This is a genomic window from bacterium, assembly GCA_016786595.1.
Taxonomy (GTDB): Bacteria; Bdellovibrionota_C; UBA2361; order SZUA-149; family JAEUWB01; genus JAEUWB01.
In genome coordinates, this window is the sequence record JAEUWB010000006.1 from 117157 (window position 1) to 143868 (window position 26712).

Sequence of the window (26712 nt, forward strand, 5' to 3'; positions counted from 1 at the left end):
AATGATCTCTATCATCACAAATATTTACAGTTAAAGATAACGCTTAGCTAAAACCCTTTAATAACAACTATTAGAAACCAAGGTTAACTGATTTCGCTGCTAGCGCTAATTTTAGCCAAAACTGCGAAGAGAAATAAATTTTGTAGGTTGTGTCATGAAAGGTGCACGTAAACTTCTCACAGAGTCTGGCCATGCCGCGCTAGAAATGGCCGTAACGATGCCATTTTGGTTTATCATGATTGTCGGGTTATCGAACTTAGGCTTTATTATCCGTGAAACTCAATTAATTTCAGATAGCACCCGTCATGGGGCCCGTACAGCAGCAAGTTTTGCCAATTCGGGCATGAGCTGCATAGATATAAAAGAAGAAGCAGGTAAATTTGCCAAAAACTACCTGCAGCAGAGTGGGATTGATTCGGCCGACTGGGCAATTAAACCCGAAATTAAAACAGTGACTGGATTTAATCCTTCAATTAATGTTCTTGAAATCAGCATTAAACCAGCAGGACAAACAAACTGTCTTATATGCGCACAAAACTTTCTTTCACTAATCGACTTCAAGACGTCGAGCTCATTTGCTCTAGAAGGCACTTGCTCATAGACAAAAGCGCTGAGCGTGGCGCTACAATCTTAGAGTTTGCCCTCATTTGTCTAGTGCTCTTCGGTTTTGTCGGCTTCATCCTTGATGCCGGGATAATTATTTTTAACTACACGCTGTTGGGGAACACAACTGCAACAACCGTGCGTGCCGTAGCCGTAACTGACGGTCTACTTGTAAATTCGCCAACCATGCTTAAAGACGCTCTGGAGACAAAGGCAGATCAATATCTAAGAGATTCTTTTGGCATTACTTCATCCAATGTAAGTTTTAACGCCACAGCGTGTCGTGACTCGAATAACCGTTGCATTTTAAGACTGGCAGGTACATGGCAAACTCACTGTATTTGGTGCATTTTACTGGGTGGAAGTTTTAATGTGAAAACTTCCAGTGATTCAGTTTTTGAGGATCGTTGCTTACCGCCTTCGTTCTGCGGAGGTAGCTGTTGATGGCAAGATCAATGAATAATCAAACCGGGGTAACGATTTTATTTCTAGTTGTAATCGTCACTGCCTTAATCGGCATGGTTGGCCTGGTGATCGATAGCGCGCGTTTGACGCTCGTTGCTAAGCAGCTGCAAAATGCTGCCGACTCAGCAGCGCTGGCAGCCGCTAACCGCCTGGATAAATCTGTGACTGGATTTCGCGCGTCCAAGCAGGTCTGCAAAGCTGCCCTATCGCAAGCAAATATTATCAACGTCACGAATCCTGTAGACACAAATTTTGCTTTTGATGATGGCGTCCATACTCCACTGGATCTTCCACCTGATCAGTGCCAAGAAGGAACAACAGGTAATTTGAAAATTCGAATAGTCCGTGGAATTTATTGTTATCAACTAGACGCATCAGGGACCTTGCAACCTTTCTACCAAGAAGCTGATACGAGTGGAGCAAATGACCTGGATTACTGTAAAGTAAACCACGTAAGAGTCATCGCTGAAATTACGGATTTCCCGACATCATTTGCGAGAATTTTTGGAATTGAGCGAATTTCTAAAGTTGTGCGCACAGCAGATGCCACAGTCCGCGACATCCCTGAAACATGCGGCAAACCGCTTTGTAGCGACTTGCCGCTAACTTGCCCGTCACCCTAAAGACATTCTAAGGCTTATAAAAGCGATCTAGGTCGAGTACAAAGTATGGACCTTGGGCAACAACAGCTTGACCGCGAAGCATCATCACGCGTGAACCAAACTCACGCATCCGTGGATAAACGCGCTCGATGATCTTACCAAAAGGTTTAAAATATTTAGGCGGTCGATTACGCAAATCTCGCTTATCAACAATTAAGTACTTCACTCCAAATTTACGATTTAATAATCTCAATGGTTCATCATCGATTGCAAAATACGCATAGATCAATACCTCCATGCGGATGCGCATTTGTAGAATATAATCTTCTTGTAAAACTTGGTGTGTTTCATAGGAGAGAAAAACAGGCAGCTTACTGCGCATCGGAACGTTATTAATAATCGACTTTGGCCAGCCAGCGACAAGCGAGTCCTTGGGCTGACGCGCAAGGAAAGCATAAATCCGCTCGGCCCCTTTTAAGTTCTTATTGTAGCCAAAGTTATTTGGATACAAATCAGGCGCAAGTGGATAAATGATTGCAATAAAAACAATCGCAACCAAGCCCTGACGCAGGTCTAAGGGCAGAAGAAGAAATTTATCGCGCGCGCATGCCGAAACAAGCAACATCAGAGCTGCTGGGTAAAAGGCAGCAAATAAAACTGGGAATCCATAGGTCGGATAACGCGCCGGCCAAAGCAAAAGTGGTTCAGACCAAATCGCAGCAATATGGCAAATGACAAGTGCCAAAATAAACGGAACAAAAGATCCCAGACGCGCAAGTCCAGCAACTTTTCCAGAAATACCAAGCAGCAAACTAACCACACCGGTAAGCAGAAAAATCGAACTTAGAATAAAGCCCGTCGCCGCTCCCTTACTTGTGCGATCATGGTATAAGCCGAAAAATAAGTTTGCTGTATGGGCTTGAGCCATGGAAAGCGTTGAACGGTATGGTGGATTTTCACCTCGACCATAGCGCCCTCCTTTGCCAAGCTCAGGAAACGTTTCTGACTGTTTGTAGCCGATTTTGCGTCCGTATTGTTCTTGGCGCATCAAACTCGGAGCGATAATCAGCCCCGAGACGATGACCAACAAGAATAGAAATTTAAAATTGAGTTGATTTAAGCCAAATCTATGACTTAAGCCGCCGAGGCGCTCAGGAAAAAACATCGCCACTACGGTAGTGACAAAACCGAGCACACCCACAACTGGATAGCACATCAAGCCAAAGACAGTCGCAATAATCATTGTCAGCTGCGACCTGGAAACGAGTCCATAGATCAGGAGTCCGAGTAATGGATAGCCAAGACTACGCGGGGTTCCGCCAATCATGCGGTTCAGAAAAACATCAGTCGCTAGAATCGTAATTGCGGTGAGAAAGGCTGCGTACTTTCCTGCAAGCTTATAAGCGCTGGTGGATAGAGTAGCAATCAACAAAAGCAAACCCAAGTAGGGCAAGATGCGGCTAATTGTGTCGACGGACAGAAAGGGATTGAGAAAACGATAGATTGCTTGTAGCCCCAGTGGCAATGTGACATCCGAATAATACTGGGTGATCAAATCATTAGAGAATAAATTCTCGTCTTCGATTCGGTATAAGGGTGGAATTTGCGCACGCGCGTCGTCATTAACGGTCATGCGCTGATCAATTAATTCTGCATGCTGCTCAATCTTTGGAATTAACCACAAGGCTAAACCAGTAAGGCAGAGTAATAATAAAAATTTTTCCAAGAAGTTACGCATGCTAGTTCTCTTTAGAGCTCCAATCTGATACGGGGTGTTCTTGTGATTTTAGCTGGAAACAGCTATCTTGGGATACCTGTAAAATCGCAGTTTTAAGAAGAAAGAATGTTAAAGAATCACTGGAAGTTAGTTTCGTGGCTGGAACGTGTTGGGGATAATATCCTGATCGTAGCCGCATTTTTCTTCTGCTACTATTGGCGCGATCTGATCATCACCAAACTTGGATATTTACTTCCGGCCGTGACACCCGACGGCAGGCCACTTGGAGTCCTGGCTGATTATCTGATTATCTTAGGTGTAGGATTACCCGTCTACAATGCGTCGCTTTCAATTCTCGGCGCATACCGAAGCATGCGCTACAGTTCTTCTTTTACGCTCTTAATTAAAGCGCTGATTAGCTCGGTCGTAGTCTTTTTAGTAATCTCAGCTTCGCTCTACATGCTTAAACTCGATCTGAGTCGTAGTTTTGTTGGACTGTTTTGCTTTATTTCTGGAGTGCTACTGGGCATCGAGCGCTTATTTGTGCTCAGACTGCTACGCATTGCAAGATCAAGTGGCAGGAATTTTCGTAACCTTTTAGTCGTGGGAACTGGAACAGAAGCTTTAAAGGTTCGTCAGGAACTATCGCGTTTACCCGAGTTAGGCGTGAGAATTGTTGGTTTCGTTGCACTCGACTCTGTAACGCAGTCAAATCTCGAAATCATTGCCAATCCAGCTACCTTCGAGGACACACTTAAGGCAAAATCAATTGACGAAGTTTTTTTCACAGACGTTCATGCAAATTTTGCAACGATTCAGCAACTTGCCCAAATTGCTGTTGAGGAGGGAATTCGTGTTACTTTTGCGGCCGATCTCTTTAGTCTCGGACTTGCTAAGTCAGATACCAGTTATTTCGCGGGAATGCCGCTGATTCACTTCAATTCATCACCATACGACGATGGGCGATTAATCGTTAAACGCGTGGTCGATGTAACTTTTTCCGTCGCTTTATTAGCACTGCTTGCCCCGCTTTTGATTACTACCGCTCTAGCAATTAAGTTTAACAGTCCGGGCGCGATTTTATACCGACAAAAACGAGTCGGGCTGAATGGTAGATTGTTTACACTTTATAAATTCCGCTCCATGGTTGACGGCGCAGAAGCAGAAATTAAAGACCTAGCTCAGCATAACGAAATGACCGGTCCAGTATTTAAATTAAAGAACGACCCACGAGTGACAAGTCTGGGGCGGCTACTCCGGCGCTTTTCGATTGATGAATTGCCGCAACTTTGGAATGTCGTTAAGGGCGACATGAGTTTAGTTGGTCCGCGTCCGCCATTACCTGAAGAAGTTTCTTTATATCGTAGAAAGTATCGCCGCCGCCTCAGTATGCGTCCGGGATTAACTTGCACTTGGCAAGTCAGCGGCCGGAGTGACATTAAAGATTTTGAAGAATGGGTTAAGCTTGATTTAGAGTATATTGACCAATGGTCACTGACTAAGGATTTTATTCTTCTGATCAAAACGATCCCTGCCGTAATGCTTGGCACCGGCGCGCGCTAAACGTTTTCATGACTTAGGCTTGAACTTAAACTTCCACTTATCCCTCTACGTCCCGTCCTGAATAGAGTCCGCCCCTAATTGAAAAAGGGGAAGGTTAAGGAGAAGTATAAGTATAAGTTCAAGCCTAAGCCTAAGAATCTTAGCTCCCAAGAGCCTAAGAACCTGAGTTCCCAAGAATTTATCAAGATTTGAAGTAGTCTATCGATTCATGGCATAATAACTATTGCCCAGAGAGAGCAGATAGTCGCTGCGGCACTGAAGTGACATATCACCGCAAGGTGACTAACTAAAGTGCTGTGGAGGAAAGTCGGGACACCATAGAGCAGGTTGGCACGGGTCAAAGAATGCGTAAGCACTCTGAGGTCCTGCCTGGGGTGACCCAGAGATAGTGCAACAGAAAGTAAACCGCCCGCTGTATGCAAATACGGTTGGTAAGGGTGAAACGGTGAGGTAAGAGCTCACCAGAAGTGGTGGTAACATCACTTGCTATGTAAACCTCAGCCAGTGCAAGGCCGAATAAGGGGGTTGATGTCAAAAGCATCAGCAGCTGCTCGTTGAAGCCCCCGGGTTGCGCCGCTTAGATGAATGACTATCCGTCTGCAAAGATGACAGAATCCCGCTTATCGCTATCTTTGGGTTTTTCTATTCAAATATCGCACAGTCTGCAGGTCACTCAAATCGCTTTCACTCTTCTGATTCGACGTGAAAATGAAAAAGTCGGGCGGGTGTGTCTTTGGTGAAACCTTAGAAACAGACCAACCGACTTCTTGTCGCCTCAGATAATCAGCGATCGAGTAAGGGGACAATCATCGTTACCGCGTATTGAGCTGCTCCGTAAAGACCGCAGTGTTCGTTTTGAACAAGAAACACTCCAACATTTCCAGCAAGCTCAGCGCGCAGCACACTCCATTGGTCGAACATACTGGCAAAGACCTGTGTCGGGCCATCTTGTCCATAGACTCTTGCATGGAAAAGGGGGTTGACATTCTTACGTGCAACCCCTCCCGAGATGAAGACATTGCGAAGATTTCGCCAATCATCGCCGAGCACAGGTGCTAGGTTATGACAGGCAAGTACGAGCATTTCAGCCATGATGCTAAACGGCTCGTAGTTTGCACTCTGCAGAATCTTCTTCACTACCTCCTCTGGTTCTAATTCTTCGCCCGCGAAGAACGACCAAAGGTAAGTCAGTCCCCTACCCGCCACAATGTCTTCGTAGCGCGGACATTCCACGCCAAATCGCTCACGCAAATGACGCAAAATATCTGGCCAGATTTTCTGAAGGTCAGGCGTTCTTGGGCTTGCAACTGGGGTGTTACCAAGTTCTGTCCGGAGTATCTCTCCTCCGGGCCGAATACATGCACCCCCGAGTCCGGTTCCAGGACCGACTACAAGTGAAGCGCCAACTTGAACTTTGTCAGGGCCATGGAATGGCATTAACGAATCAACGACGTTTGGATCCCTGACGCCCCAGGCCTCCATTTCAAAGTCGTTACGAATTGCCCAAGACTTGATACCAGCTTGATTCACTAAGCCATACAAATCCAGCCTCTGATCGGGAAATTCGGGATGATGGATTAAAGTTCCATCTATCACACCTGCAGTCCCGATACTCAGAACGAATCGTTCACAACCTTGCGCGCTAAGTTCCTCCCTACAGCATGCCACTAGTGTTTCAATGATGTTGAGATTCGTTGCTCCCTCAAAAACTGTCGTCACCCGAACTGGGCTACCCTCTTCGCTGATTATCGACCCAGCGACACGAAAATTCGTGCCACCAATATCAGCGGCAATAATGCCGGTTTTGTTGATTTCATTCACCTCTTTTTAGATTTGAGGCAATGTGTCATGACCTCGAAGGACTTTCTCAGCTGAGTTAGCCGAGAAGATAAAACCTTTTTCAGACACACCACACCACCGTAGAAAATAGCGAAATTTCTGGCGCTACTTGCAACGCGTGATGCAGTTTTTAACTACTCGTAATTAAAATTTTAAAGACCAAGCCAGACATGTTGTGGCGAGTTTCGGGAATATAGAACGACTAGGAGAAAAGATAAAGTTTAGGAACTAGCGATGAAGAATTGTGTTATTGCGAGGAGCAGAAGGCGACCCGTTCGACTTTACTCCTCTCGGCCTGAGCCCTCGAGTCGAAGGCAGGCCAGGCTCCGCAATCCGTTAACATAGATCTCACCTGTCATTGCGAGGAGCCGCAGGCGACGAAGCAATCTGTTAACTTAGCACGAGCAAATATAATTTAACGGTGAACAGATTGCCGCAGTCGAACAAACAAGTTTGTTCTCCTTCGCAATGACACGAAACACAAACAGATTGCCATCCTTCAACTGAGTTTTTCTGAGCGATCCTAACGGGCTCTGGACATGCGACTGCTGCCGCAGTCTCTGAATGACACTAAACGCAAACAGATTGCCGACTGGCATGCCAAAAAACACAATTGTCTAAGCTTTTATTGCTGGAGACATCGTCGTGAGCGTTCGACTCTCCCTAACGGGTTCGCTCAAGATGACATGATTTTTAGTCATCAACTCATAATCATAGCATTTGAATATCCTCTTTCCAGTTAACGGCTGGATATGCCATCTTTAGCGACCATGAACACCATCGATACGACCCAAGGCTTAATTCTCTTTCCTTTTGACCAGTATTGGCACCTTTACGGCATGTTTCTTTTCGTGATCCTCGGTGTGCTGCTGCTTGACTTAGGAGTCTTTCATAAAAAATCTCATGAAGTAACTTTCAGCGAAGCTTTGGGTTGGAGTGTGATTTGGATTCTTTTTTCACTAGGAATTAATGCGGTTCTTTATTTCTACGCACAAAGTGAATTTCAAAATAATCCTGCCCTGGCTGGGCTAGACCATCAAGCGCTAGCGAAACAGACAGCACTTGAGTTTTTAACTGGCTATATCGTGGAACTCTCGCTTTCGGTCGACAATATTTTTGTCTTCGTCGTAATCCTAAATTATTTCGCCGTTCCTAAACACCTACAACACCGAGTTTTATTTTTCGGAATTCTTGGGGCGATTATTTTCAGACTGCTTTTCGTAGTTTTAGGGTCATACTTAATGCAATTTCATTGGGTCGAAATTGTCTTCGGGGCATTACTGATTGTCACCGGGATTAAAGTGATGCGCTCTGGAGACGAGCCGATGAATCCTGACCGTAACATTGTCTTAAAATTGGTGCGTAAGTTCCTACCCGTAGCCAGGGATTTTCATGGGTCTAAATTCATTGTGCGCGACGATGGACGAGTGCGCGCCACGCCTTTATTTGTATGCCTAATCTTTCTCGAGTTTTCCGACATTGTATTTGCGATTGATTCAGTTCCAGCAATTTTTGCAATTACCCGCGAACCACTGATTGTTTTTTCGTCAAATATTTGCGCAATTCTTGGCCTCAGATCGATGTATTTCTTACTCGCTGGCGTTGTCGATAAATTCCATTTCTTAAAGTATGGACTCGGCATTGTTTTGATGTTTGTCGGGTTGAAAATGACTTTCTTACATGATTATTTTGGCGGCAAATTCCCGATTCAATGGTCCTTGAGCTTTATTGCACTCACCATTGGCTCATCGATTTTGCTGTCTTTTATCTTTCCAGCAAACAAAAAACATTAGTGATGTTTCAAATCGTCCTGGTCGAACCGCAAATTCCGCAGAACACTGGAAGTATTGCACGGATGACTGCCGCTACGGGCTGCATTTTGCACCTAATCGAACCAACTAAATTTCAAATCACCGATAAAAATGTAAAGCGTGCGGGACTGGATTATTGGCCAGAAGTTAAACTTAAAATCCACAAAGATTGGCAAGCTTTTCTCGTTGCGGAAAGTCCTCAAGTCGATCAGCTATGGTTTTTCACGACCAAAGGACAAGCCCCCTACTACAAGGCTAATTTCAAGGCCGGCGATTTCTTAGTCTTTGGCAGCGAGACTCAGGGACTAAGCCCCTGGTTTCATCAAAACTATACTGACCGTCGCTTAGTTATTCCCATGGATAATCCCAACATTAGAAGCTTAAATCTTGCGACAAGTGCTGGAATAGTGCTCTATGAAGCCAGGCGACAGGTGGCCATGCGCTAACCTTACGCCAGCATTACTTAAGGGGTTTTTTATGTTTGGAAGATCTAAAGACGAAGCAATCAAAGAACCATTAATCAATTCTACAGCTGCAAATGAATTTGTGGTTGTCAGCAAAAACCCCGTCACTAATGCAGCTTTTCTCGCCGCATTAACCTCGGCTATTAATCCGCTTAAAGTAGTTTGTGAATCTAAAATCTCTGCTGCCTATTGTGTGCTGGCGTTATTCCTCGACACAGCAAGCTTGACAGATCTCTTTGAGCGCGTGCTCAAAGAACGCGAAACAAGAAAAAATAATCCAGCAGTAGCCAATACCCCTTCCCTAATTATCGCACTAAACTTGTCACAACTTTCTGCTATCGGCACTTGGCTTGAAACAATGGCCGTAGCCACTAAGCTTCAAGGCGTTAGGCTAGTAATTGGCGAGAGCGAGGCAGAAATTCTCGAGCAAATCACAGACAAGCTGACCCCAACTGACGACCCAAATTTTATTAAAATGCCCGTTACCCCCGAGGTCGAAAATACTACTTACAAATACTTTTATACCTTTAGTCCTGACCTAAGAAAGCTTACGCGCACAATGCACGAACTTGCGCAGAATAATATCACCCGCGTTTATTTACTTGGCGGACCTGGTGCTGGGAAAACTTCACTAGCCTATTACTATTGGTGCTGTCGCAAAAAAGGCAATTTCGTAGCCGTCAACCTCAACTCTGAAAGCACTGGTGATAAGAGCGCAATGAAATCACTACTCTGTGGACATGTCACTGGAGCGTTTCCCGGCACCGGGTCGCGTGAAGGCGCACTAGCTTTTGCCAAAGACGGCGTCTGCTTTTTAGATGAAAGTCATGGTGTTACGGGAACCGTAATGCAAGTCTTAATGGAAGTCTTAGATAGCGGACAATTTCTTCCCTACGGCGCAACAGTGAAGCGCTCACTCGAGTGCGCAGTGATTTTTGCAAGTAATCGCAGCTGGGAAACTTTACGCTCTATGATTCAGCTCGATGAACATGCCCGCCTTGGGGCAACGCTTTTGACGCTCAGCGACTTAAGCGTGCGGCGCGAGGATATGCTTGCTGTGATTGCAACAAGCCTAGCAAAATTTAAAAAACAGTATACAACCTGGAGAGCCGCCGAGGGCTTAACACCTGCAGCTTGGGAAGCCATCAAGGCCTGTCCGTGGCGCGGCAATACGCGAACGCTAATCCGCGTGCTTGAAACTGCTTCGGTGAGTTTTTGCTTGGAAAACACTGGCGACAATTTACTGGACGCAAAGCATATCCAGGAAGGAATTGACCTTTGGGAACCGGCTGACCATGAAAGCTTGAAGGTTTATGTGAGTCATAAGTCGTAGCACGAATGCTGAATGTCTTTACCTTAGGCTTGAACTTCTACTTCTACTTAACCTTGCCCCTTTTTCTAGGGAAAGGAGAAGGATAAGATTAAGTATAAGTTCAAGCCTAAGGTAAAAAATACCCCCTTACTCCAACTCGACGTAAACCAAGTCATCAATAATTTTTGTGGAATAAGTTTTAATACCTTTTACAGCTGGCATACAAAGTGCCTTGCCAGTGCAAACATCAAATTTCGCACCATGAGCCTTACACGTTACGACCGTGCCTTCAAGCGCCCCGCTATGGAGTTTTACTTCCATATGGCTACACTGATTTTCAAAAGCATAGACTTTGTCGCCAACGCGGCAAAGCACTAAATCCTCATCCTCGCTTTCGAAGCGTATGAGCTTACCCTCTTCCAAAGCAGAGAATTTAATTGTGGGCTGTAGCATCCGACAACCTTAAGTAATTTTACTGAGTTTAGCATCAACTAAGGCATGCATACGATCCAAAACCGTCTGCGGCATGCCATTTTTTACGGCTAAGTCAAACAAATCTTCAAAAAATCCACGCACTAACAGTTTACGGGCTTGCAGTTCAGTTAATCCACGTGAACGCATATAAAAAATTTCGTTCGTAGCATCATGGCCAGTACTTGAGCCGTGACTACATTTCACATCATCTGCTGAAATTTCAAGTCCCGGAATTGAATCTGCTTTAGCTTTCGAGCTTAACAATAAATTACGGTTGGTCTGATAGGCGTCAGTTTTTTGCGCACCAGGATCTACAATAATTGTACCAGCAAAAATCGAACGAGATTTTCCACCAAGCGCACCTTTAAATAAGAGGTTCGAGCGAGCTTGCGGCGCTTTGTGGCGCTGGCCGGTATGGACATCGAAATGTTGCTTGCCATCTGAGAGATAAAGTCCGAGCATTTCGGCATTAGCACCTGGCCCTTCGATCCAACAATCGTAATCAAAGCGCGCAACTTTGGCACCAGTATTAATTTGGAAACCATAGAAATTTGCATCGCGTCCTAGCCATACACGGGTGCGACCGCAAATTTTTACATTTGTCGGCAAATCCTGCACTTCGATGTAGCGTAGCGTGGCCCCATCAGCGACAAAAATATCCGTGACAGGCATTAAAAATGGATCAACTGCCTGGCGATCTGCTGTCTGTCGGTCAGTTTGTGTCGCAGCAAAATCCTGAACAATTGTCGCCTGTGAAGTTTTACTAACGCTGATGATTGTATGTGGGAACAGCGAATTTGCCTGCTGCAGCTGAGCCTGATTGTGCGTTGAAGAATACGGCGTGCGGTGTTCAATTGCAGTGACGCCACGAGCTTGGCCTTGAACCTGGATTAAGTTGCGAGTTGTGCAAAATGTCCGGTGCAAAGCAAATGTTGCTGCTAATTGCGAATTGGCTTCGCGCTCGCAGGCGCGCTTAATGAAACTGTCTAATTCTGCACCTGAATTAATGAGCTTAATGTGTGCGGGATCGGCATTACTAATCGTTAAAGATTTTGCGATTTGTTCAGCACTAATTGTAAAATTATCAAAGGGAAAAAGTTCGGGTCCCGTATAGCGCCAGATTTCATCTTGCGCTGTTGGCCAATGAAGTTTCGTTAAAGCTTCTAATTCCTTGAGGCGCCTGAGCTTTTGCTCGGCAGTTTCTTGCAAATTGTCAGCAAGCTGCTGCGCGGTCTGGGCAAGCTGTTCTAAGAAAGTTTTACGATCGAGCGCTTCGCGCATGATTTTTATTCCAGCTTCTGTTGCAAGCGACATAATGATCCTTAAATTACGCTGCTAGATATGCGTCATAGCCCTGGGCTTCAAGCTCGTGAGCTAGTGTCTTTGGCCCAGATTTAACAATCCGTCCATCAACCATCACGTGAATGAAATCTGGCTGAACGTAGTCGAGTAAGCGTTGGTAGTGCGTAATCATTAAAAAGCTACGCTCTGCCGTGCGATGCGTATTGATTCCATGGGCAACAATTTTTAGCGCGTCGATATCAAGACCCGAATCGGTCTCGTCAAGCACTGCAAGTTTAGGTTCAAGTAATGAAAGTTGTAGAATTTCATTACGCTTTTTTTCGCCACCACTAAAGCCGACGTTAACAAAACGCTTGGAGAAGGCATGGTCCATTTCAAGTTGGTCCATTTTTTCTTTGAGCAGCTGAGCAAATTTGAGCACAGGAATTTCTTCAGAGCGATGCGCATTTAGCGCGGTGCGTAAAAAGTTGGCGATGGAAACGCCGGGGATTTCTTGCGGATATTGGAAGGCTAAAAAGATTCCAGCGCGTGAACGCTGATCGACTTCCATTTCTAGGACATTTTTTCCTTCGAAAAGGACTTGCCCAGCTGTCACTTCATAATCAGGGTGACCGCTGATAATTTTCGAAAGCGTTGACTTGCCTGAACCATTTGGCCCCATGATCGCGTGGCATTCACCAGCATTGACCGTCAGACTCAAGCCTTTGATGATTTCCCTTTGTCCTTCAACAAGTCGGGCCTTGAGGTCTTTTATTTCCAATAATGGAGTTCCCATTGATTTATCCTTCAGCTAATTTCCAGTAAAATGGTTTGTTTATGCGGTCGATAAACTATAATATCTTATTCAAGTATGCAAGGACTGATAGTTTTGCAGTGATAGGCGTTAAACCCAGCCTCATTCATTTTTGACAAAAAATGAATGAGGCTGGGCTAGGGCCATCTTGGAGTAGCCAAGAGGACCAGCAAAGACGAATAAACCCTAAACCCCGAAAGTATGGGTTTTGATTGCGTTCAAGCACCAGCTCTTGCTCTAAAGCCACACGCTTAGGCTTGCTTAAAAAGTTGCTCATGCGGCTGAATTTAATATTTAACGAACGCTAGATACTCCCTAGCTTCGGCTGGGTTTGTTTTTCTTCTACGGCGCAACATGGCTGCTCCAAGATTGCGTTCGCCCTGCGCGAATGATTTTTTTCAAAAATTATTCGCGCAGGGTTTATTACGGTCGAATCCATTGAGTTCGGGTGCCAAACCTTCAATGGTTCGCGGGCCTTCAAGCTTCAAGTAAAAAAGCAAAGTGCAGGGAATATTCTAAAAGCCCTCTACTGTCATAACTCGCTTCTAACAGGTTGTTTTAGTCGATTCTAGAAAATAAAATATCAAAGAAATCTGCGCAAAGTCTAAAGTATTTTCAACGCCTATCCCAATTTAATGTATAATACCTAATATCAGGTTTAGAAATGAATTAAGTCGAGAGCCTAGACTCCCGATAATATATTCATAATATTGGCGTTTTAGGTTTTAATGCGGTTTAATCTTCGGTTTACAATTTGTACTCTATTCTTAACGCTCGTTCCAACTACGGCACTAGCCCAAACTTTTAACCTCGTCGAAAAAAACATAAAATTTCAATGCACTGCTCGAAGTTCAAATTATCCGCTGAAAAGAATTAGCGATTCTAGAGAATTTCCTGCAAAAAAATACTTCTCCAGTTCAACACGAAAAAACCCTGCGGCTCGTTTGAAAAAACTTGGAAAACTCAAGCGAGCAAATAGCAAACAACGTCGCGAACGAAAACTACTTAAATTATTCAATAGCGAATGCAAAAAAGGTCCAAAGCCAGAAATTAACTACACAGTCGAACGAACAAACCCTGCCCAATACTTCGTAAAAATCACTGTCGCAACAGCAATTCCTGTTGACTTTGCAACTACCATAGAACCACCAATCAGTGGACAAATTACCAAACTTGAGCAAACTGAATTTATATTTTCAGCTACTTCAGCCCTACATCAACAGCTTGAATTACGTGGCCATTTGCAATCCAATAACGCTAAGCGCCTAACTCCACTGAGTATCAGCATCCCCGCGCAAACAACGCTTCCTGCCCCGCAGATAGAGATCAGTCCAAATCAGCGATTAACAATTCCTAAGCCTACAGCCCTTAACTCACAAACAAAGAATATTAATTTTGACGCGGTCTGTTATTATTGTTCCACAGAAAATATTATTCTTACCTCAAATAACCAAAATTTCTCCGTCGAGATTCAAGATATTCAACGCCAAGCGCTGATTAGCTCAATTGACCAGAACTATCACTCCAACTTAAGGATTACTGCCCAAATCACCCCTAAACAAAACCTTTCCGGCAACCATCAGCTGACTTTCAGTGCAATGAGCAACGATCAACCAATTGCCGTCAGTGGACAATACGAGATACGCATTCTACCTGATAGCGAAGCTTATCCCACTGCGATTTTTGTCGAACCAAATACTGGTTCAGACTTAAATTCAGGCAGTCCAACTCAACCAGTTTCTCGATTAAGTCGCGCGCTAACTTTAGCCTACGATCGCTTTGTGAATAATCCTAACCAAGAAATTAAAATCTTTATCACCGGGAAAAGTTACTTTGACACTGGTGGCATCACTTTAGACCAGTCAAAAATTCCTAGCCAAGGCCGACTTGAAATCCTCGCATTGGATGGTACTAAACCTGAGCTCATTGCTGGTCGGCCTATTAACTCACGTGACTGGCAAAACCTTGGCAATCATCAATGGCAACATTGCAACCTCGGCAACATTCCTGCAGATGATGGCGTTTCGGATCGTTTCGCGCTCTACATTAATAATCGAGCGCTAGTTCCCGCGCGTTTTCCGAATCAAGGTTTTATAAAAGTTACAAAAGTAACGACCCCAGCTCCAACACCGGCAAACCCGAATCCGCAGATCCGCTTTGAATTTGACGCCTCACAACTTCCTCAGCAAATTAGCTCAGCTCAAGTGAATATCACCTATTTTGCTGGGGGCTATAAATACTTTGCTAAACGTGACCGCGCGACCCTAAGCGGTAATACGATTGTGCTAAATAATTCCGTTTCTACCGATCTAATCGTTGGTAATGATTTTTATATCGAGAATCACGCATCTTTACTGGATGGCTCTGTTACTGCTCCTGATGGAATCACCACAAATGAGTTTTTCTTTGACGGTTCTTGTGTCAGAATTATCGACCCAACATTTGACCCACAAGTGCACGGAACATTCATCGCAACAAACACAAACCGCTCTGTTTTAAACATCAGTAACACTATAGCTAACCCCGGACAATTACATCTTGAGGGCTTAAGTTTTAAAGGCGGAATTAACGCCATCTTTGAATTAATCTCTTCTGACGCCAAGCAGTGTGGCGATGCATCAAGCAATGCCCTCTTATTACTCGATAATTCCGCCCGGGATATTAGCGTCGTCAATAACGCTTTTGGTCCAAGCTTGAACGACGCATTATTGATCAAGCGTTTTTCCAATAATATTTTAGTCCATGGGAATATTTTTACAGATTTTTCCGGTAGCGCAATTATTGCCGAAGGCCGGCCATTGATATCGGAAGCAGGAATTTATACTAGCGCAACAGTATCCGACATTGAGATCTCAGAGAATGTTATTAACGAGCCCAATCCCTATTGCATCAATGGCCTCTCAATCCAACTCAACCAAGTCGCCAATGTTAAAGTTTCAGAGAATGCAATTTTTGGTATCCGCAGACGCGCTATTTCAATCCTCGGAACTCGCTACGGCTATCTCGGCCCAGCATGGTGTAATTATATACTACAGCCATCTCCATTAAGTCGCTGCGCTGGTGACCCCACGATCGAGAAGTTACCGTGGCTTGATGCTCAGCAGTATATCGCCACTAAAAATATCTTGATCGAACGAAACTATATTCGCGGCATTCTAGCACCATCTCAAGACTCCGGGATGATCATGGCCTGGGGACTGCCCTACGATATTAACGGTGGACATAGCATCTCAATCAACGAAAATGTAATTATCAACGAAACGCAGGCCACCAAAGAAGACCACGTTGTTGGAGTATATTTCGATGACGGGGCAAATGGCTACTTGTTACAAAATAACATCATTTTTTCTGAGCAGGGCAGTTTTTATGGAGTGATAGCGAAAGGCTATTCAGGCTCCTTATATGGCAATCTGATTATCAACGCTGAAGAATCTAAAAATTCCATGCTGGCCGCGACAGAGTTTGCAGCTATTGCTGAGGCCGATAAAGCCCATATGCTTGAATTTAATCGCGAGCTAGCTAGAAATCTAACGATCATCGGCAACGGTTTCTTTCAAACTGAGTCGACAAACGAAGGCACAGCAAGTAACCGCCTGGCAGATTTCTATCATTTCTTTACTTGGGACCCCAGTATCGCAACGCAATACGGCTATTCAATCCTTGAGAGTTCTGGAAATATTTTCCACCAAACGCAAAAATCTTTTAATACTTCCGCTATGGCCGTATCCGGGTCAGGCAACTCATTTTCACTACCTGCTTGGTCGGCAAAAATTTGGAGCAACGGCAGAACATACGATCAGGACCTAATCATAGCAAACCCGGACCTACCACCCACTACGGAAATGCTGGCAGGTAAATTATTGCCTAGAAATCAAGAAGTTAGGCTCAAATTCGCTAGCCTCGAAGAGCTAAAGGTCGGTTCAGATAGTGCTTGTCAGCGTTATGGAGAACTGTGCTTAAAGGCAACTATCTTTAAAGTAGATTAACGCTTTAGTGAAAAGTTGAACCTAAAGCTTAATAATTTCTAGTAAATGCCTTCAAATCAGCGACTGAAAGCTATGATTGTGACTAAAATCATGCTACAATCGTGCGTGTTGCGTGTTAGTTCATAACTCACGCTCTAATCAGTTTTAGAAATATGGGTAGAAGATTATGCTCACGCTTCAAGCGGTATCCCCATCAATATCGCCCGAAGGGTGAGTAGTAACGCAATTATGGTTTTTAAACCTTTGGATTTCGGTTCTTCGTTAAAGAACTTTCAAAGTTTTCTAGCGAAGATATCGATCTTCAAAGGAGGCATTTTATGCCAAGAACGACAGGATCTATCATACCCTACGATGTCCCCGGTTTGGAGCATTTAGTCCCGGTCATGAGATTCGCGCGGTCCAAGAGGAGGGTATATATCTACCGTAAGTGTGCCAGAAAATACTGCAAAAAGTTAAATCAAGACTGCGGCCCGACAAACGCGAAGGCGTTTTGGTTCACTCAAAAACGAATACAAGGGACTCGGCATATCGTGGTTATCTTGTATCAGCCGTTAGCACGAGAGTCGATTATTTCGAGCATGCTCCCAACGACTGTGAGTTTCTAAGCACTTAACCAAAAAAACCAATCGTCATCAAACCAAAGAAGAGACGGTTGGGCGAGTCTCGCTAAAGGTTCATAACTTGCGTTACTACCACTCTTCTTAATTCAGCTTTTTAGATCTATAACGACAACTTAAAGTCTCACAAATCCATCGGCTTCAAGTGTAACAGTTAATCTACCAGGCAAACACCGTCACTAGTAACTCATCACAGTGCGCCCCATACTGACCAGCAGGATTAGCTAGCATGTAGCCCTGATCTGACATGTATAAGTATCCTTTGTACTGATCACACTGAGGAGGAAAATTTGCGCGCATTTTATCGTGAGCACCAACAGCAACAAACGCGTCTTCTGGTAATGACAGTCCACTGATTGGATCCGCTCCACCAGCAGAACCAGAGCTGTAGAGCAAAACATCCGCGTTTGTGTTTAAGCCATAATTTAGCAGATCTTGATATGCGGGATTCTGACTCTGGTAAGCTGAATACCGATAATGGTCAGCATAATAAACTTCCTGGGCAGAGATCACATTGCGCAAGTTAGAGACAACCATGGCATTGCGAGCTTTAATGCGATAACCTTCTATTTCTGGGATGACAATGCTGGCAAGGATACCAATACAAGCAACGCAAATCATCAGTTCGACTAATGTAAAGCCAGCGTTTTTTTCTCGATTTACCATACTAGTGCCAATAATTAACTGAGCTTTTGAACTCTCTCTTGAGAAGTATATCGACCTATTCTCAAGAAACGTTGAGGGTAAAGGCCTAGAGGAAACCATTAGATCTTGCTGTTATCATCGAAAGGATCGCTTAATACGAGAATCTGCCGAGTGCCTAGTGAATCGTAGGCGAAAAGTCTTGATTCGCCAAGCGCAGTGCTTCGAGTAGAAAAACAAAGCGTAGGGAATATTCCAGTGGCCCCTTAAGGCGTAAATCTCCAGCTTTAAAAGCAACTTGCGGATTTAAACTGCCTCGAACAAGGCTTGAAAAAACCTGGTCGGACTTAATTGTCACAACGCAATCGGCCCGCGTGGTGCGATCTAAAACTTCTCCAGATTTAAGCACAGTCCAAGCCCCAACTCCTTCAACCTCAAGTAAGAAGCTTGCGCCAAAGTCCCGCGCAACAGCCGGATCGACCGCACAATATTGTTTCAAATTAACAACTAATTCGTGAGTTAACATTGGCCCTAATTAAATCTTGATCAATTATCAGCTTATGCTGCTTGAACTTTCTCCGCATGAAAGTCACGCGTAGTATAACGCGAAGCACGTTCCCGGAAAAGCTCCGCAGAATCATGATCACCGCTACGCTCTAGGGCATCAACGAGGAGTTCTAAATAGATTGGATTTTGCCAAAAACTCAGTTTGCAAGCCGTTTCAGCCAAGGCCACAGCCCAGCTCGGCTCATAAATTCTCTCGTCTCTGAGGTAGCTTTGCGCAAGCAATGCCGGCGGCTCAGGATGATTAGGATCGATCGACATTGCACGCTCTGCAAGCTTTCGCGCCTGAGGGAAACGCCCCGAATCTAAATACCACTCGGCCTTAAGCAACAGCGCCTCGTAAGGGAAATCTTCGCCAGCTAAAACGCGCGAAAGCAATTTCTCACCTTGCTCCTTCTGGCCGTGTTGCAATTCATACGAAGCAATCGCCGTCTCGAGTAAGGCCGCTTGCGTATCGCGCACATCAATTTTGGCGCGCAAAGCGTAAAGCCGCTCACGCAAAATTGCAATGTGCTTTGCTGGTCCGCCGCAGGCAAGTAGTGCCCGAGTATAGAGGTAGTTCGTACGCACATCGTGAGGAAACACTTTCAGGCAACGGGCAATAGTTAAAACTGCATCTGTCTTACGACCAAGCAAAAGTTCAATTTCTGCAAGCAGCAAATAAACGTCGCGAATGCGCACTTCTTTTTCAACTAAAATACGTAACTCTTTTTCAGCTTCTGCCAAATGTCCGATTCTGTACAAACAATAGCAAAAGTCGAGGCGCGCATAATCTGCGGCGCGGTGTTCGGGATGACGTGCTAAGCCATGACGGTAAAAATCAATTGCTGATCCGAAATTACCAGAGCGAAAGTGCCCCGCTGCACGAAGCCAACTAATGATTGGTAAACTCTTCCACGTTTTCCACCAGAGGATCAGTAAGTTCGGGCTCAACGCACGTAGCGTTGCGGTGAAGGAATCAGCACGTTTTGTCGAAGACTGAAGTAAATGCATTAATTTTCCGCTCTCGTTACTTTTCACTAATACACGTTATTCAAATTTAATTACAAAGCGCTGCATTAAGGTGTTGATTTTTCTAGGTTTTCGACTATTTTCGACAGATTAATACAAGATTTTACTGCCATATCACAGCCACAGGCTTGATTCAGACCCCGGTCCCATGTAGAAAGAGCAGCTCATTTGTAAGGGATTTAAACTATGTTTGCAGTAATTCGCACAGGCGGAAAACAATATTGTATCAAAGCTGGAGACAGCCTCTCGATTGAAAAGCTCCCCGGTGAAGTCGGCGAGACTATTACAATTTCTGATGTGCTCCTTCTTAAAGATGGTAACACTATTAAAGTTGGTCGGCCAACGATTGCCGGTGCGTCAGTTACTTTTCAAATCACCGCACAAACCAAAGGTAAGAAGTTAATCGTTTTCAAAAAAATTCGTCGCAAAGGTAAGCAACTTAAAAAAGGACACAGACAAAAACTTACACGTGTTCAAGCTGCTGCAATTAAGGCGTAAACTGTTAATTATTTAGGTGCAATATGGCTCATAAGAAAGCGGGTGGATCATCAAGAAATGGACGTGACTCTCAAGGGCAGCGTCGCGGCATCAAGCGTTTTGGTGGAGAAGTGATCAAGGCTGGCAATATCATCGTTCGTCAGCTCGGCACGCAATTTCATCCTGGTAAAAATGTCGGCTGCGGCAGAGACTACACGCTCTACGCCTTAGTCGACGGCAAATTGTCTTTTGAAACTAAGACGCGCGGGAAACAATACGCTCACGTCACTCCGCTAGCTTAGAGTATTGATTACGCTTAACTCATTTATAAACTTAGGCTTGAACCTAAGCTATCTCTTACCCATAACTTTGTCTGTGCCGGCCCTGAAGAGATTCCACAGGTAACTGAAAAACTGGAAGCGCAAGAATAAGTTGAGTATCAGTTCAAGCCTAAGCGTAATTCAATCATTAACAATCTGCTATGATCCAGTTTATCGACGAAGTTAAAATCGAAGCAATCGGCGGTAACGGCGGTCCAGGCTGCGTCGGATGGCGCCGGGAAAAATTCGTACCACAAGGCGGCCCTGATGGTGGAGATGGGGGCAGTGGCGGCGCGGTAATTCTTAAAGTTGACCCGGGGCTAAATACGCTAATCGATTTTAGTTTCGCACCAATCTTAAATGCAAAAGACGGAGAGCAAGGTGGCACGGGTAATAAAAATGGCCAGGACGGAGCAGATTTAATTCGTGCCGTTCCAGTCGGAACTCAAGTCTTCTACCAAGGCCAACTTATCGCTGATTTAAAGCAGCCCAATTCGTACTGGATTGCCGCACGCGGCGGTCATGGTGGGAAAGGCAATACTTTTTTCAAATCCTCAACCAATCGTTCTCCCGACTATGCGCAACCAGGCCAGTCTGGAGACCGAGTCAAACTCAGGCTCGTTTTAAAGTCTGTAGCTGACGTTGGTTTGGTTGGCTTTCCCAACGTTGGGAAATCTACATTTATTTCTAAGGTTTCGCGCTCCTCTCCCAAAATTGCTGATTACCCTTTCACTACTTTAACACCAAATCTTGGCGTTGTGATGTATGATTCAGGTGAGCGCATTGTGATTGCAGATATTCCAGGGTTAATCCCTGGTGCGCATGAAGGCAAAGGCTTAGGACTTGGATTTTTAAAACACGTTGAACGCACGGCGATTCTTTTGCACTTTATCGACGGGGTACAGCATTCATACCTGTCAAGCCAAACACCAGAGGAGCGCGCGCTTGAGCAATTTTATGCAATCGAAGATGAACTTAGGCTTTTCTCCGAAGAACTCCTCGGTCGACCAAGAATTGTCGTTTTTGCTAAATCTGATCTAGTTGAAAATCGTAGTGCCTTTGACTGCTGTCGAGCAGAAATTGCAGCGCGTGGGCATAAGGTATTTTTAATTTCTAGCGCCACCGGTGAAGGGCTCCCTGAAGTGCTTGAAGCACTTCGCATCGAGGTCAGTAAGCTACGCAATAGAGCCTCAATCTGAGTCCTGCCTGGCATGAAAAAATTACGTTGCAAATGGGTCGGAATATCTGGTAAAATAGCAGTTATTGAGTGTAAGGAGACTACAAACTTAGTGCGATTTTACAGATCTAGCGGTTCAATCTTCGGGGGTCATAAGATTTGAAAGTAGCGTTACGACCCCGACCTAGTATTCCATCAATCGAACTTGCAAAAAATATCGCGCAAACAGCGCTGGATCAAAAGGGACTTGATGTTGCCCTGATTAACCTCAGTGGCTTAGCAAGTTACACAGACTACATTATCGTGATTAGCGGAACATCAGACCGTCATGTGCAGGGTATTGCCGATAAAATCGAACGCAATAGCCGGGAATTTGGCGAATACCCCAGTTCAAAAACTGGAATTGAGGCTTCAGAGTGGGTAGTCATGGACTATGGAGATGTAGTAGTTCATATTTTCTACGAACCACTTCGTAGCTTGTATGGAATTGACCGGATGTGGGAGCATGCTCCCCGCATTGGCTTGAGTGCTGAGTACGAAGTGGTCAGGAAGAGCCTTAGAACCGGGATGTTTGCATGTCTAGAAGGATCGTAATTTTTTTCTTCATTGTCGCGCTACTTTTAGCCGCAAGTTTTCTTTTTTATTTAAATCCCGATCAAGTAATTCTTAACTATGGTGGCAAAGCACCGATTAAAGCTCCAATGGCGATGGTGCTGATCAGCGCATTTCTCTTTGGTGGTTTTATTGTTGGTTTGGTTGCAGTCTTTTTGGGGATTAAACATCAATTAGAACTTTGGCGGCTGGAACGAAAGCGCAAACAAGAGCAAGCGCTCGGAAAGTTGCTCACCGCAGTGCGCGAACAACATGCCCTAGGTAATCACTTACAAGCCGCTCAAATGGCTGAAAAAATTGTAGCACAAGACCCAGAATTTGAAGCTGCCTGGTTAGAGCTATCGAGCATTGTCAAAACAATGTCGGGAGATACTGAAGCTCTACGAATTTTAGAGCGCGCACGTTTAAAGTTACGCAGTAGCGTTCCAATTTTACTGCGTGCTGCTGAGATCTATGAGCAGGCAGGAAACTACATTGGAGCATACGATAATTTGCGGATTGTGCTTGAACGCTTCCCCACAAACCGCGGGGCTTTGATGCGCATTATCCATGCCGCAGAAGCTTTACGTAAAATCCCTGAAGCTATTAACTTCCAGAAGACTTTAATTAAACAGCTTTCTGGCATTGATTACGTAAATGGCTTGAGACATTTAAATCAGCTTGAGCTTTTAGCAATCAAAGCCAAACACAATTGGCAATTCCCCGATCAACCAAGTGCTGGGTTAATTGAAGACTTAAAAGCATTTTCCCAGCGCGTCAGAGATCTCGATCTGGCCTGGGCCGAATATGGGCTAGCCGAAGAAGCGCGCGGCTCAGATCCAAACCAAATTTCTAAACTCTACGCTAAAGCATTTCATCATTCAGAAAACATCAAACATTTAGCTGCAATTGTCCGGCTGTGGCTTAAAGCTCACGATCCATCCAAGGGCATTAATGCGGTAAAAACTCTGATTGCCGGAATGCGTAATACGAAAACTGAAGCACAAATTTTCCTAGCAAATGTGCTTGCAAACTTCGGTATGACCGATGAAGCCGTAAAAATGGCTGAGGAAATTATCGTGCCTGCAAATGATCCAAGCCAAGAGCAAACACTAGGACTTTTAAAAGCTCGGCTTGCCTTAAAACTGGGTAGCACAGATGCGACCACACGGTTTAGTGAATATTTAAAGCTTAACCCAGCTTCAATTCCTGGGGATGAGATTTTTAGTCGCGAAAAAGCCTTTACTACGCCACTAATTCAAGCCACTGACGCCCCTGCGCCAAGTTTGTCAGTCTCTTAGATCCGTTCTATAAATAGTTTCCAATGAACAATACTCCGCTTTTATTGATGATCCTTGACGGCTACGCGTTAAACCCAAATCAGCGTGGCAACGCGGTTGCAGCCGCACGGCGCCCAACTTTATCTCAACTTGAAAAAACCGCCCCAACCACGACACTCATTACCTGTGGTGAGCGCGTAGGCTTACCGGAAGGACAAATGGGAAATTCTGAAGTCGGTCATTTGAACCTCGGCGCAGGGCGTGTGGTTGAGCAAGAACTGACCAAGATCAATCGACTCACCAGAACAAAGGCATTCTCAGCAATTCCAGAATTTAAAAGCTTAATCGAGCATTGCAAAAAAAATCCGGGCGCAGCCTTACACTTTATCGGCTTAACCAGTAGTGGCGGAGTGCATAGCTCGCTTGATCACTTACTTGCGATGCTCAGCGCTGCTGCTGAATTTGGCTTAAGTCAGCTCTACATTCATGCGATTACTGACGGCCGCGACAAGCCGCCACAATCAGCGGGTGAAGATTTTCAAAAACTAGAAACGCATCTGCAACAGTTAAAAGATCAATACCCTACTCTCGATGTCCGAATTGTTAGCGTGATTGGGCGCTACTTTGCCATGGATCGCGACAAACGTTGGGAGCGCACTGAAAAATCCTATCGATTATCAGTTACAGGTCAGGGAGAAAAAATTGCCAGCGCCAGCGCAGCACTACAACGTGCATACGCGAGTCAACAGACGGATGAATTTATTGAGCCCTTTGCCATCGTTGACGCCCAAGGCACAGTAACAACAGTTAATCCTCAGGATGCAGTAATCTTCTGGAATTTCCGCACAGACCGTATGCGCCAACTCGTTGCTGCATACTATGACCCAGGCTTCAGCGGGTTTGAACGTGACTTTTGCATACCCAGTGCACAGCTTAGAACTTTAACAGTTTATGATGAGCATTTCCCTATTGAAGCTTTGGTTAAGCCGCTGAGCATTAAGAATCATCTGGGCGAGGTTCTAGCGCAGAACAACTTACGCCAACTCCGGCTTGCTGAGACTGAGAAGTATCCCCATGTAACTTATTTTTTTAACGGCGGAATTGAAGAACCTTATCGTGGTGAAAGCCGTGTGCTTGTTCAATCACCACGGGACGTTGCAACTTACGATCTTAAGCCTGAGATGAGTGCCTATGAGGTCACAGATAAACTGGTGACAGCAATCCAAAATCGCACTTTCGATGTGGGAATTATTAATTATGCAAACTGTGACATGGTCGGTCACACGGGCAATTTAGCTGCGGCGATAAAAGCAGTGGAAACGGTCGATAGCTGTTTGGCCAAAGTGCTTACAGCCTTGGAACAAGTAAGTGGCAATGCGATTATTACTGCTGACCACGGCAATGCCGACCAGATGATTGATTATGAAACTGGAGAACCGCATACCTTTCACACGCTTTATCCAGTGCCTGTATATTTAACTGGGCCAGTAGCGAAAACTTTCAAATTACGAGCTGGTGGCTCGCTTTGCGATATTGCCCCAACGATGCTTGCCCTACTTGGCATTCCGCAGCCAGACGAAATGACCGGCAAGAGTTTGATTGAGTAGCAACTGAGGCTTGAACCCGGGTTTAACCTTTCTCTTCTCTACTTCTACATCGTCACCTGCATGATGCAAGTTGCAAAAACAATCTCAGTAAAAACAATAGAATCAGCCAAGCATCGTGATAGTGAGGTGCACAACAATTTAATCGCTTGTATCGGGTTACTTTTTTAATTGCCTACTGGAATACAAAAATACACCTCCGACTACATTATCGTCCAGATTCTTATATTTGTTGCGTGCGATTAGAAAAATTTATGGCTTTGCCGCTGCTTGGGATTATGCGCTTTTGCTTAGGAAAGTAACCCCGTACCAGAGATTACCAGAGATTAAAAGTAAAACCACGACTTTCCATGCGATTTGTCCACTGGGTCATTGAGTGGATGGAGACACTAGGTCAAGCATCGGTTCTTTCGAACGTGCGTCTTTTAATCAATGCTTTCAATTGCGACTAAATATATTCTTTGATTATTTGGATCCATGCCTAATTCTTGCTCCTCCACTCTAACCCGTGTTCCCGGCTCGAATTCCCACTCTTCATCTTCGGGGTCATATATATCATGTCCGATTAATTGATACACATTCGCACTAATTTGCACTGCCTCAACGGGGCGATATGTTGGACTGCCTTCATTTAAAAGTTGAACATATATTTGTTTTTTTACCACATGAAATCCTATATCTTTATTTAATCTTAGGTATAAAGTCATCACGAGATATTTGGAGTAATTCTTTTGTAGTGTCGTCTCCTACCACAAATTTGCCTGTTTTTTGGTTTACATAACGAGTCGCAGGATTACCTGGGTTTAAAAAAGTTGCCCCGCATCAGTTTGAAATAAAAAATTTAGTCGGCTCTATCATCTATACTCAATAATAATTCAGACACATCTAAATGACATGGCAGAATCCAATAACCTGGCAACAATTCATCAATCAATATTTGAGCGATTCGAATGATGTATATATCAATCCCACCCCACTCTAGCTTCCAAGTATATGTATTTGAAAGTGTTTCAACATTGAGCTCGATCAATTCCAACGTACTACCAATTTTTTGGCGAGTTTCGCGTACGTCCTTGATTGAGCTTAGATTTAGCGTCTTACACATTATTCTTATGAATTCTTCATATGACCCTGGAGTATCAAAAAAAGAGTAGGGATTGTCTATCCGAAATGAATACTTGCTCACTTGATATGCTGCCTCAAATAACTATTTTTTATTTCGTCCATATCTACTAGGCCCAGTCGTAACAAATTCCTGCATTGTATTTGGATTATATCCGACATGCACTCCCTTATCAGGACCTTCAATAACTTTTATATTTTAACTTTTGGTACGGGGTTACTTTCCACTGCCCTACCCAAGCTTCAAGATTACACTTCCAACTACATTATCGTCCAGATTTATCGATTTGTTGCGTGCGATTAGAAAAATTTATGGCTTTGCCGCTGCTTGGGATTATGCGCTTTTGCTTAGGAAAGTAACCCCGTACCAGAGATT

General features: G+C 44.5%; 23 protein-coding genes and 1 other RNA gene. 15 read left to right on the plus strand and 9 right to left on the minus strand.

Features of this window, described 5'->3' with window-relative positions; genetic code table 11:
* The first annotated feature begins 154 nt into the window (after positions 1 to 154).
* Genes JNK13_02040 through JNK13_02050 form a run of 3 tightly spaced genes read left to right on the plus strand, consistent with a single transcriptional unit; the run spans position 155 to position 1691 of the window.
* Entirely contained in the window at positions 155 to 601 is a 447-nt protein-coding gene (locus tag JNK13_02040) for a hypothetical protein (protein ID MBL7661510.1), read from the plus strand.
* On the plus strand, positions 592 to 1047 hold the full coding sequence (locus tag JNK13_02045; protein MBL7661511.1) for a pilus assembly protein: 456 nt from the start codon (positions 592 to 594) through the stop codon (positions 1045 to 1047). Before JNK13_02040 ends, JNK13_02045 begins: the two co-directional genes overlap by 10 nt.
* Positions 1047 to 1691: a hypothetical protein gene (locus JNK13_02050; GenBank protein MBL7661512.1), complete on the plus strand. Its 645-nt coding sequence runs from the start codon at positions 1047 to 1049 to the stop codon at positions 1689 to 1691. Before JNK13_02045 ends, JNK13_02050 begins: the two co-directional genes overlap by 1 nt.
* Positions 1692 to 1698: 7 nt before the next feature.
* On the opposite strand, the gene JNK13_02055 is transcribed toward JNK13_02050, so the two are convergent.
* A complete protein-coding gene (locus tag JNK13_02055; protein ID MBL7661513.1) occupies positions 1699 to 3408 on the minus strand; it encodes a hypothetical protein in 1710 nt (569 codons plus the stop codon).
* Between the two features lie 105 nt (positions 3409 to 3513).
* Between JNK13_02055 and JNK13_02060 the strand changes: the two genes are divergently transcribed.
* The gene (locus JNK13_02060) at positions 3514 to 4950 is read left to right on the plus strand and encodes a sugar transferase (GenBank protein ID MBL7661514.1); all 1437 of its coding nucleotides are present in this window, start codon (positions 3514 to 3516) and stop codon (positions 4948 to 4950) included.
* A gap of 228 nt (positions 4951 to 5178) precedes the next feature.
* Positions 5179 to 5589, plus strand: an RNA gene (gene rnpB, locus JNK13_02065) — RNase P RNA component class A.
* A gap of 144 nt (positions 5590 to 5733) precedes the next feature.
* Here rnpB and JNK13_02070 read toward each other — a convergent pair.
* Positions 5734 to 6771 (minus strand): glucokinase, encoded by a 1038-nt coding sequence (locus tag JNK13_02070; GenBank protein MBL7661515.1) that lies wholly within the window; start codon positions 6769 to 6771, stop codon positions 5734 to 5736.
* Between the two features lie 788 nt (positions 6772 to 7559).
* Here JNK13_02070 and JNK13_02075 point away from each other — a divergent pair.
* The 3 genes from JNK13_02075 to JNK13_02085 are packed head-to-tail and all read left to right on the plus strand — an operon-like array spanning position 7560 to position 10397.
* On the plus strand, positions 7560 to 8582 hold the full coding sequence (locus JNK13_02075) for a TerC family protein (GenBank protein ID MBL7661516.1): 1023 nt from the start codon (positions 7560 to 7562) through the stop codon (positions 8580 to 8582).
* Between the two features lie 2 nt (positions 8583 to 8584).
* Positions 8585 to 9046: a tRNA (cytidine(34)-2'-O)-methyltransferase gene (locus tag JNK13_02080; protein ID MBL7661517.1), complete on the plus strand. Its 462-nt coding sequence runs from the start codon at positions 8585 to 8587 to the stop codon at positions 9044 to 9046.
* Between the two features lie 31 nt (positions 9047 to 9077).
* Positions 9078 to 10397: a sigma 54-interacting transcriptional regulator gene (locus JNK13_02085; protein MBL7661518.1), complete on the plus strand. Its 1320-nt coding sequence runs from the start codon at positions 9078 to 9080 to the stop codon at positions 10395 to 10397.
* A 126-nt stretch (positions 10398 to 10523) separates the two neighbouring features.
* Here JNK13_02085 and JNK13_02090 read toward each other — a convergent pair whose 3' ends face one another.
* From JNK13_02090 to sufC, 3 genes are read right to left on the minus strand one after another with little or no spacing between them, the layout of a single operon-like run.
* Complete coding sequence (locus JNK13_02090; protein ID MBL7661519.1) at positions 10524 to 10829, minus strand: Rieske 2Fe-2S domain-containing protein; 306 nt, start codon at positions 10827 to 10829, stop codon at positions 10524 to 10526.
* A gap of 9 nt (positions 10830 to 10838) precedes the next feature.
* Complete coding sequence (gene sufD, locus JNK13_02095) at positions 10839 to 12164, minus strand: Fe-S cluster assembly protein SufD (protein MBL7661520.1); 1326 nt, start codon at positions 12162 to 12164, stop codon at positions 10839 to 10841.
* 13 nt (positions 12165 to 12177) lie between these two features.
* Positions 12178 to 12927, minus strand: coding sequence for a Fe-S cluster assembly ATPase SufC (gene sufC, locus JNK13_02100; GenBank protein ID MBL7661521.1), 750 nt, complete (start codon positions 12925 to 12927; stop codon positions 12178 to 12180).
* 746 nt (positions 12928 to 13673) lie between these two features.
* Between sufC and JNK13_02105 the strand changes: the two genes are divergently transcribed.
* Positions 13674 to 16931 carry a hypothetical protein gene (locus JNK13_02105; protein ID MBL7661522.1) on the plus strand — a complete coding sequence of 1086 codons (3258 nt, stop codon included), beginning with the start codon at positions 13674 to 13676 and terminating at the stop codon, positions 16929 to 16931.
* A gap of 776 nt (positions 16932 to 17707) precedes the next feature.
* Here the strand turns inward: JNK13_02105 and JNK13_02110 are convergent.
* The 3 genes from JNK13_02110 to JNK13_02120 all read right to left on the minus strand — a co-directional run bounded on the left by JNK13_02110 (position 17708) and on the right by JNK13_02120 (position 19747).
* On the minus strand, positions 17708 to 18214 hold the full coding sequence (locus JNK13_02110; GenBank protein ID MBL7661523.1) for a prepilin-type N-terminal cleavage/methylation domain-containing protein: 507 nt from the start codon (positions 18212 to 18214) through the stop codon (positions 17708 to 17710).
* Between the two features lie 154 nt (positions 18215 to 18368).
* Positions 18369 to 18716, minus strand: coding sequence for an SCP2 sterol-binding domain-containing protein (locus JNK13_02115; protein MBL7661524.1), 348 nt, complete (start codon positions 18714 to 18716; stop codon positions 18369 to 18371).
* Positions 18717 to 18748: 32 nt separating this feature from the next.
* Entirely contained in the window at positions 18749 to 19747 is a 999-nt protein-coding gene (locus JNK13_02120) for a tetratricopeptide repeat protein (protein ID MBL7661525.1), read from the minus strand.
* Positions 19748 to 19951: 204 nt separating this feature from the next.
* Between JNK13_02120 and rplU the strand changes: the two genes are divergently transcribed.
* The 6 genes from rplU (at position 19952) to JNK13_02150 (ending at position 25217) form a co-directional block, all read left to right on the plus strand.
* Positions 19952 to 20263: a 50S ribosomal protein L21 gene (gene rplU, locus JNK13_02125; GenBank protein MBL7661526.1), complete on the plus strand. Its 312-nt coding sequence runs from the start codon at positions 19952 to 19954 to the stop codon at positions 20261 to 20263.
* Between the two features lie 23 nt (positions 20264 to 20286).
* Positions 20287 to 20544 carry a 50S ribosomal protein L27 gene (gene rpmA / locus JNK13_02130; GenBank protein MBL7661527.1) on the plus strand — a complete coding sequence of 86 codons (258 nt, stop codon included), beginning with the start codon at positions 20287 to 20289 and terminating at the stop codon, positions 20542 to 20544.
* A 182-nt stretch (positions 20545 to 20726) separates the two neighbouring features.
* The gene (gene obgE, locus JNK13_02135) at positions 20727 to 21761 is read left to right on the plus strand and encodes a GTPase ObgE (protein ID MBL7661528.1); all 1035 of its coding nucleotides are present in this window, start codon (positions 20727 to 20729) and stop codon (positions 21759 to 21761) included.
* A gap of 137 nt (positions 21762 to 21898) precedes the next feature.
* Positions 21899 to 22333, plus strand: coding sequence for a ribosome silencing factor (rsfS, locus tag JNK13_02140; protein MBL7661529.1), 435 nt, complete (start codon positions 21899 to 21901; stop codon positions 22331 to 22333).
* Complete coding sequence (locus JNK13_02145) at positions 22315 to 23631, plus strand: DUF1049 domain-containing protein (GenBank protein ID MBL7661530.1); 1317 nt, start codon at positions 22315 to 22317, stop codon at positions 23629 to 23631. Before rsfS ends, JNK13_02145 begins: the two co-directional genes overlap by 19 nt.
* Before the next feature lie 23 nt (positions 23632 to 23654).
* The gene (locus tag JNK13_02150) at positions 23655 to 25217 is read left to right on the plus strand and encodes a 2,3-bisphosphoglycerate-independent phosphoglycerate mutase (protein ID MBL7661531.1); all 1563 of its coding nucleotides are present in this window, start codon (positions 23655 to 23657) and stop codon (positions 25215 to 25217) included.
* 422 nt (positions 25218 to 25639) lie between these two features.
* Here the strand turns inward: JNK13_02150 and JNK13_02155 are convergent, their stop codons facing one another.
* Complete coding sequence (locus JNK13_02155; GenBank protein ID MBL7661532.1) at positions 25640 to 25864, minus strand: hypothetical protein; 225 nt, start codon at positions 25862 to 25864, stop codon at positions 25640 to 25642.
* Positions 25865 to 26712 lie beyond the last annotated feature (848 nt).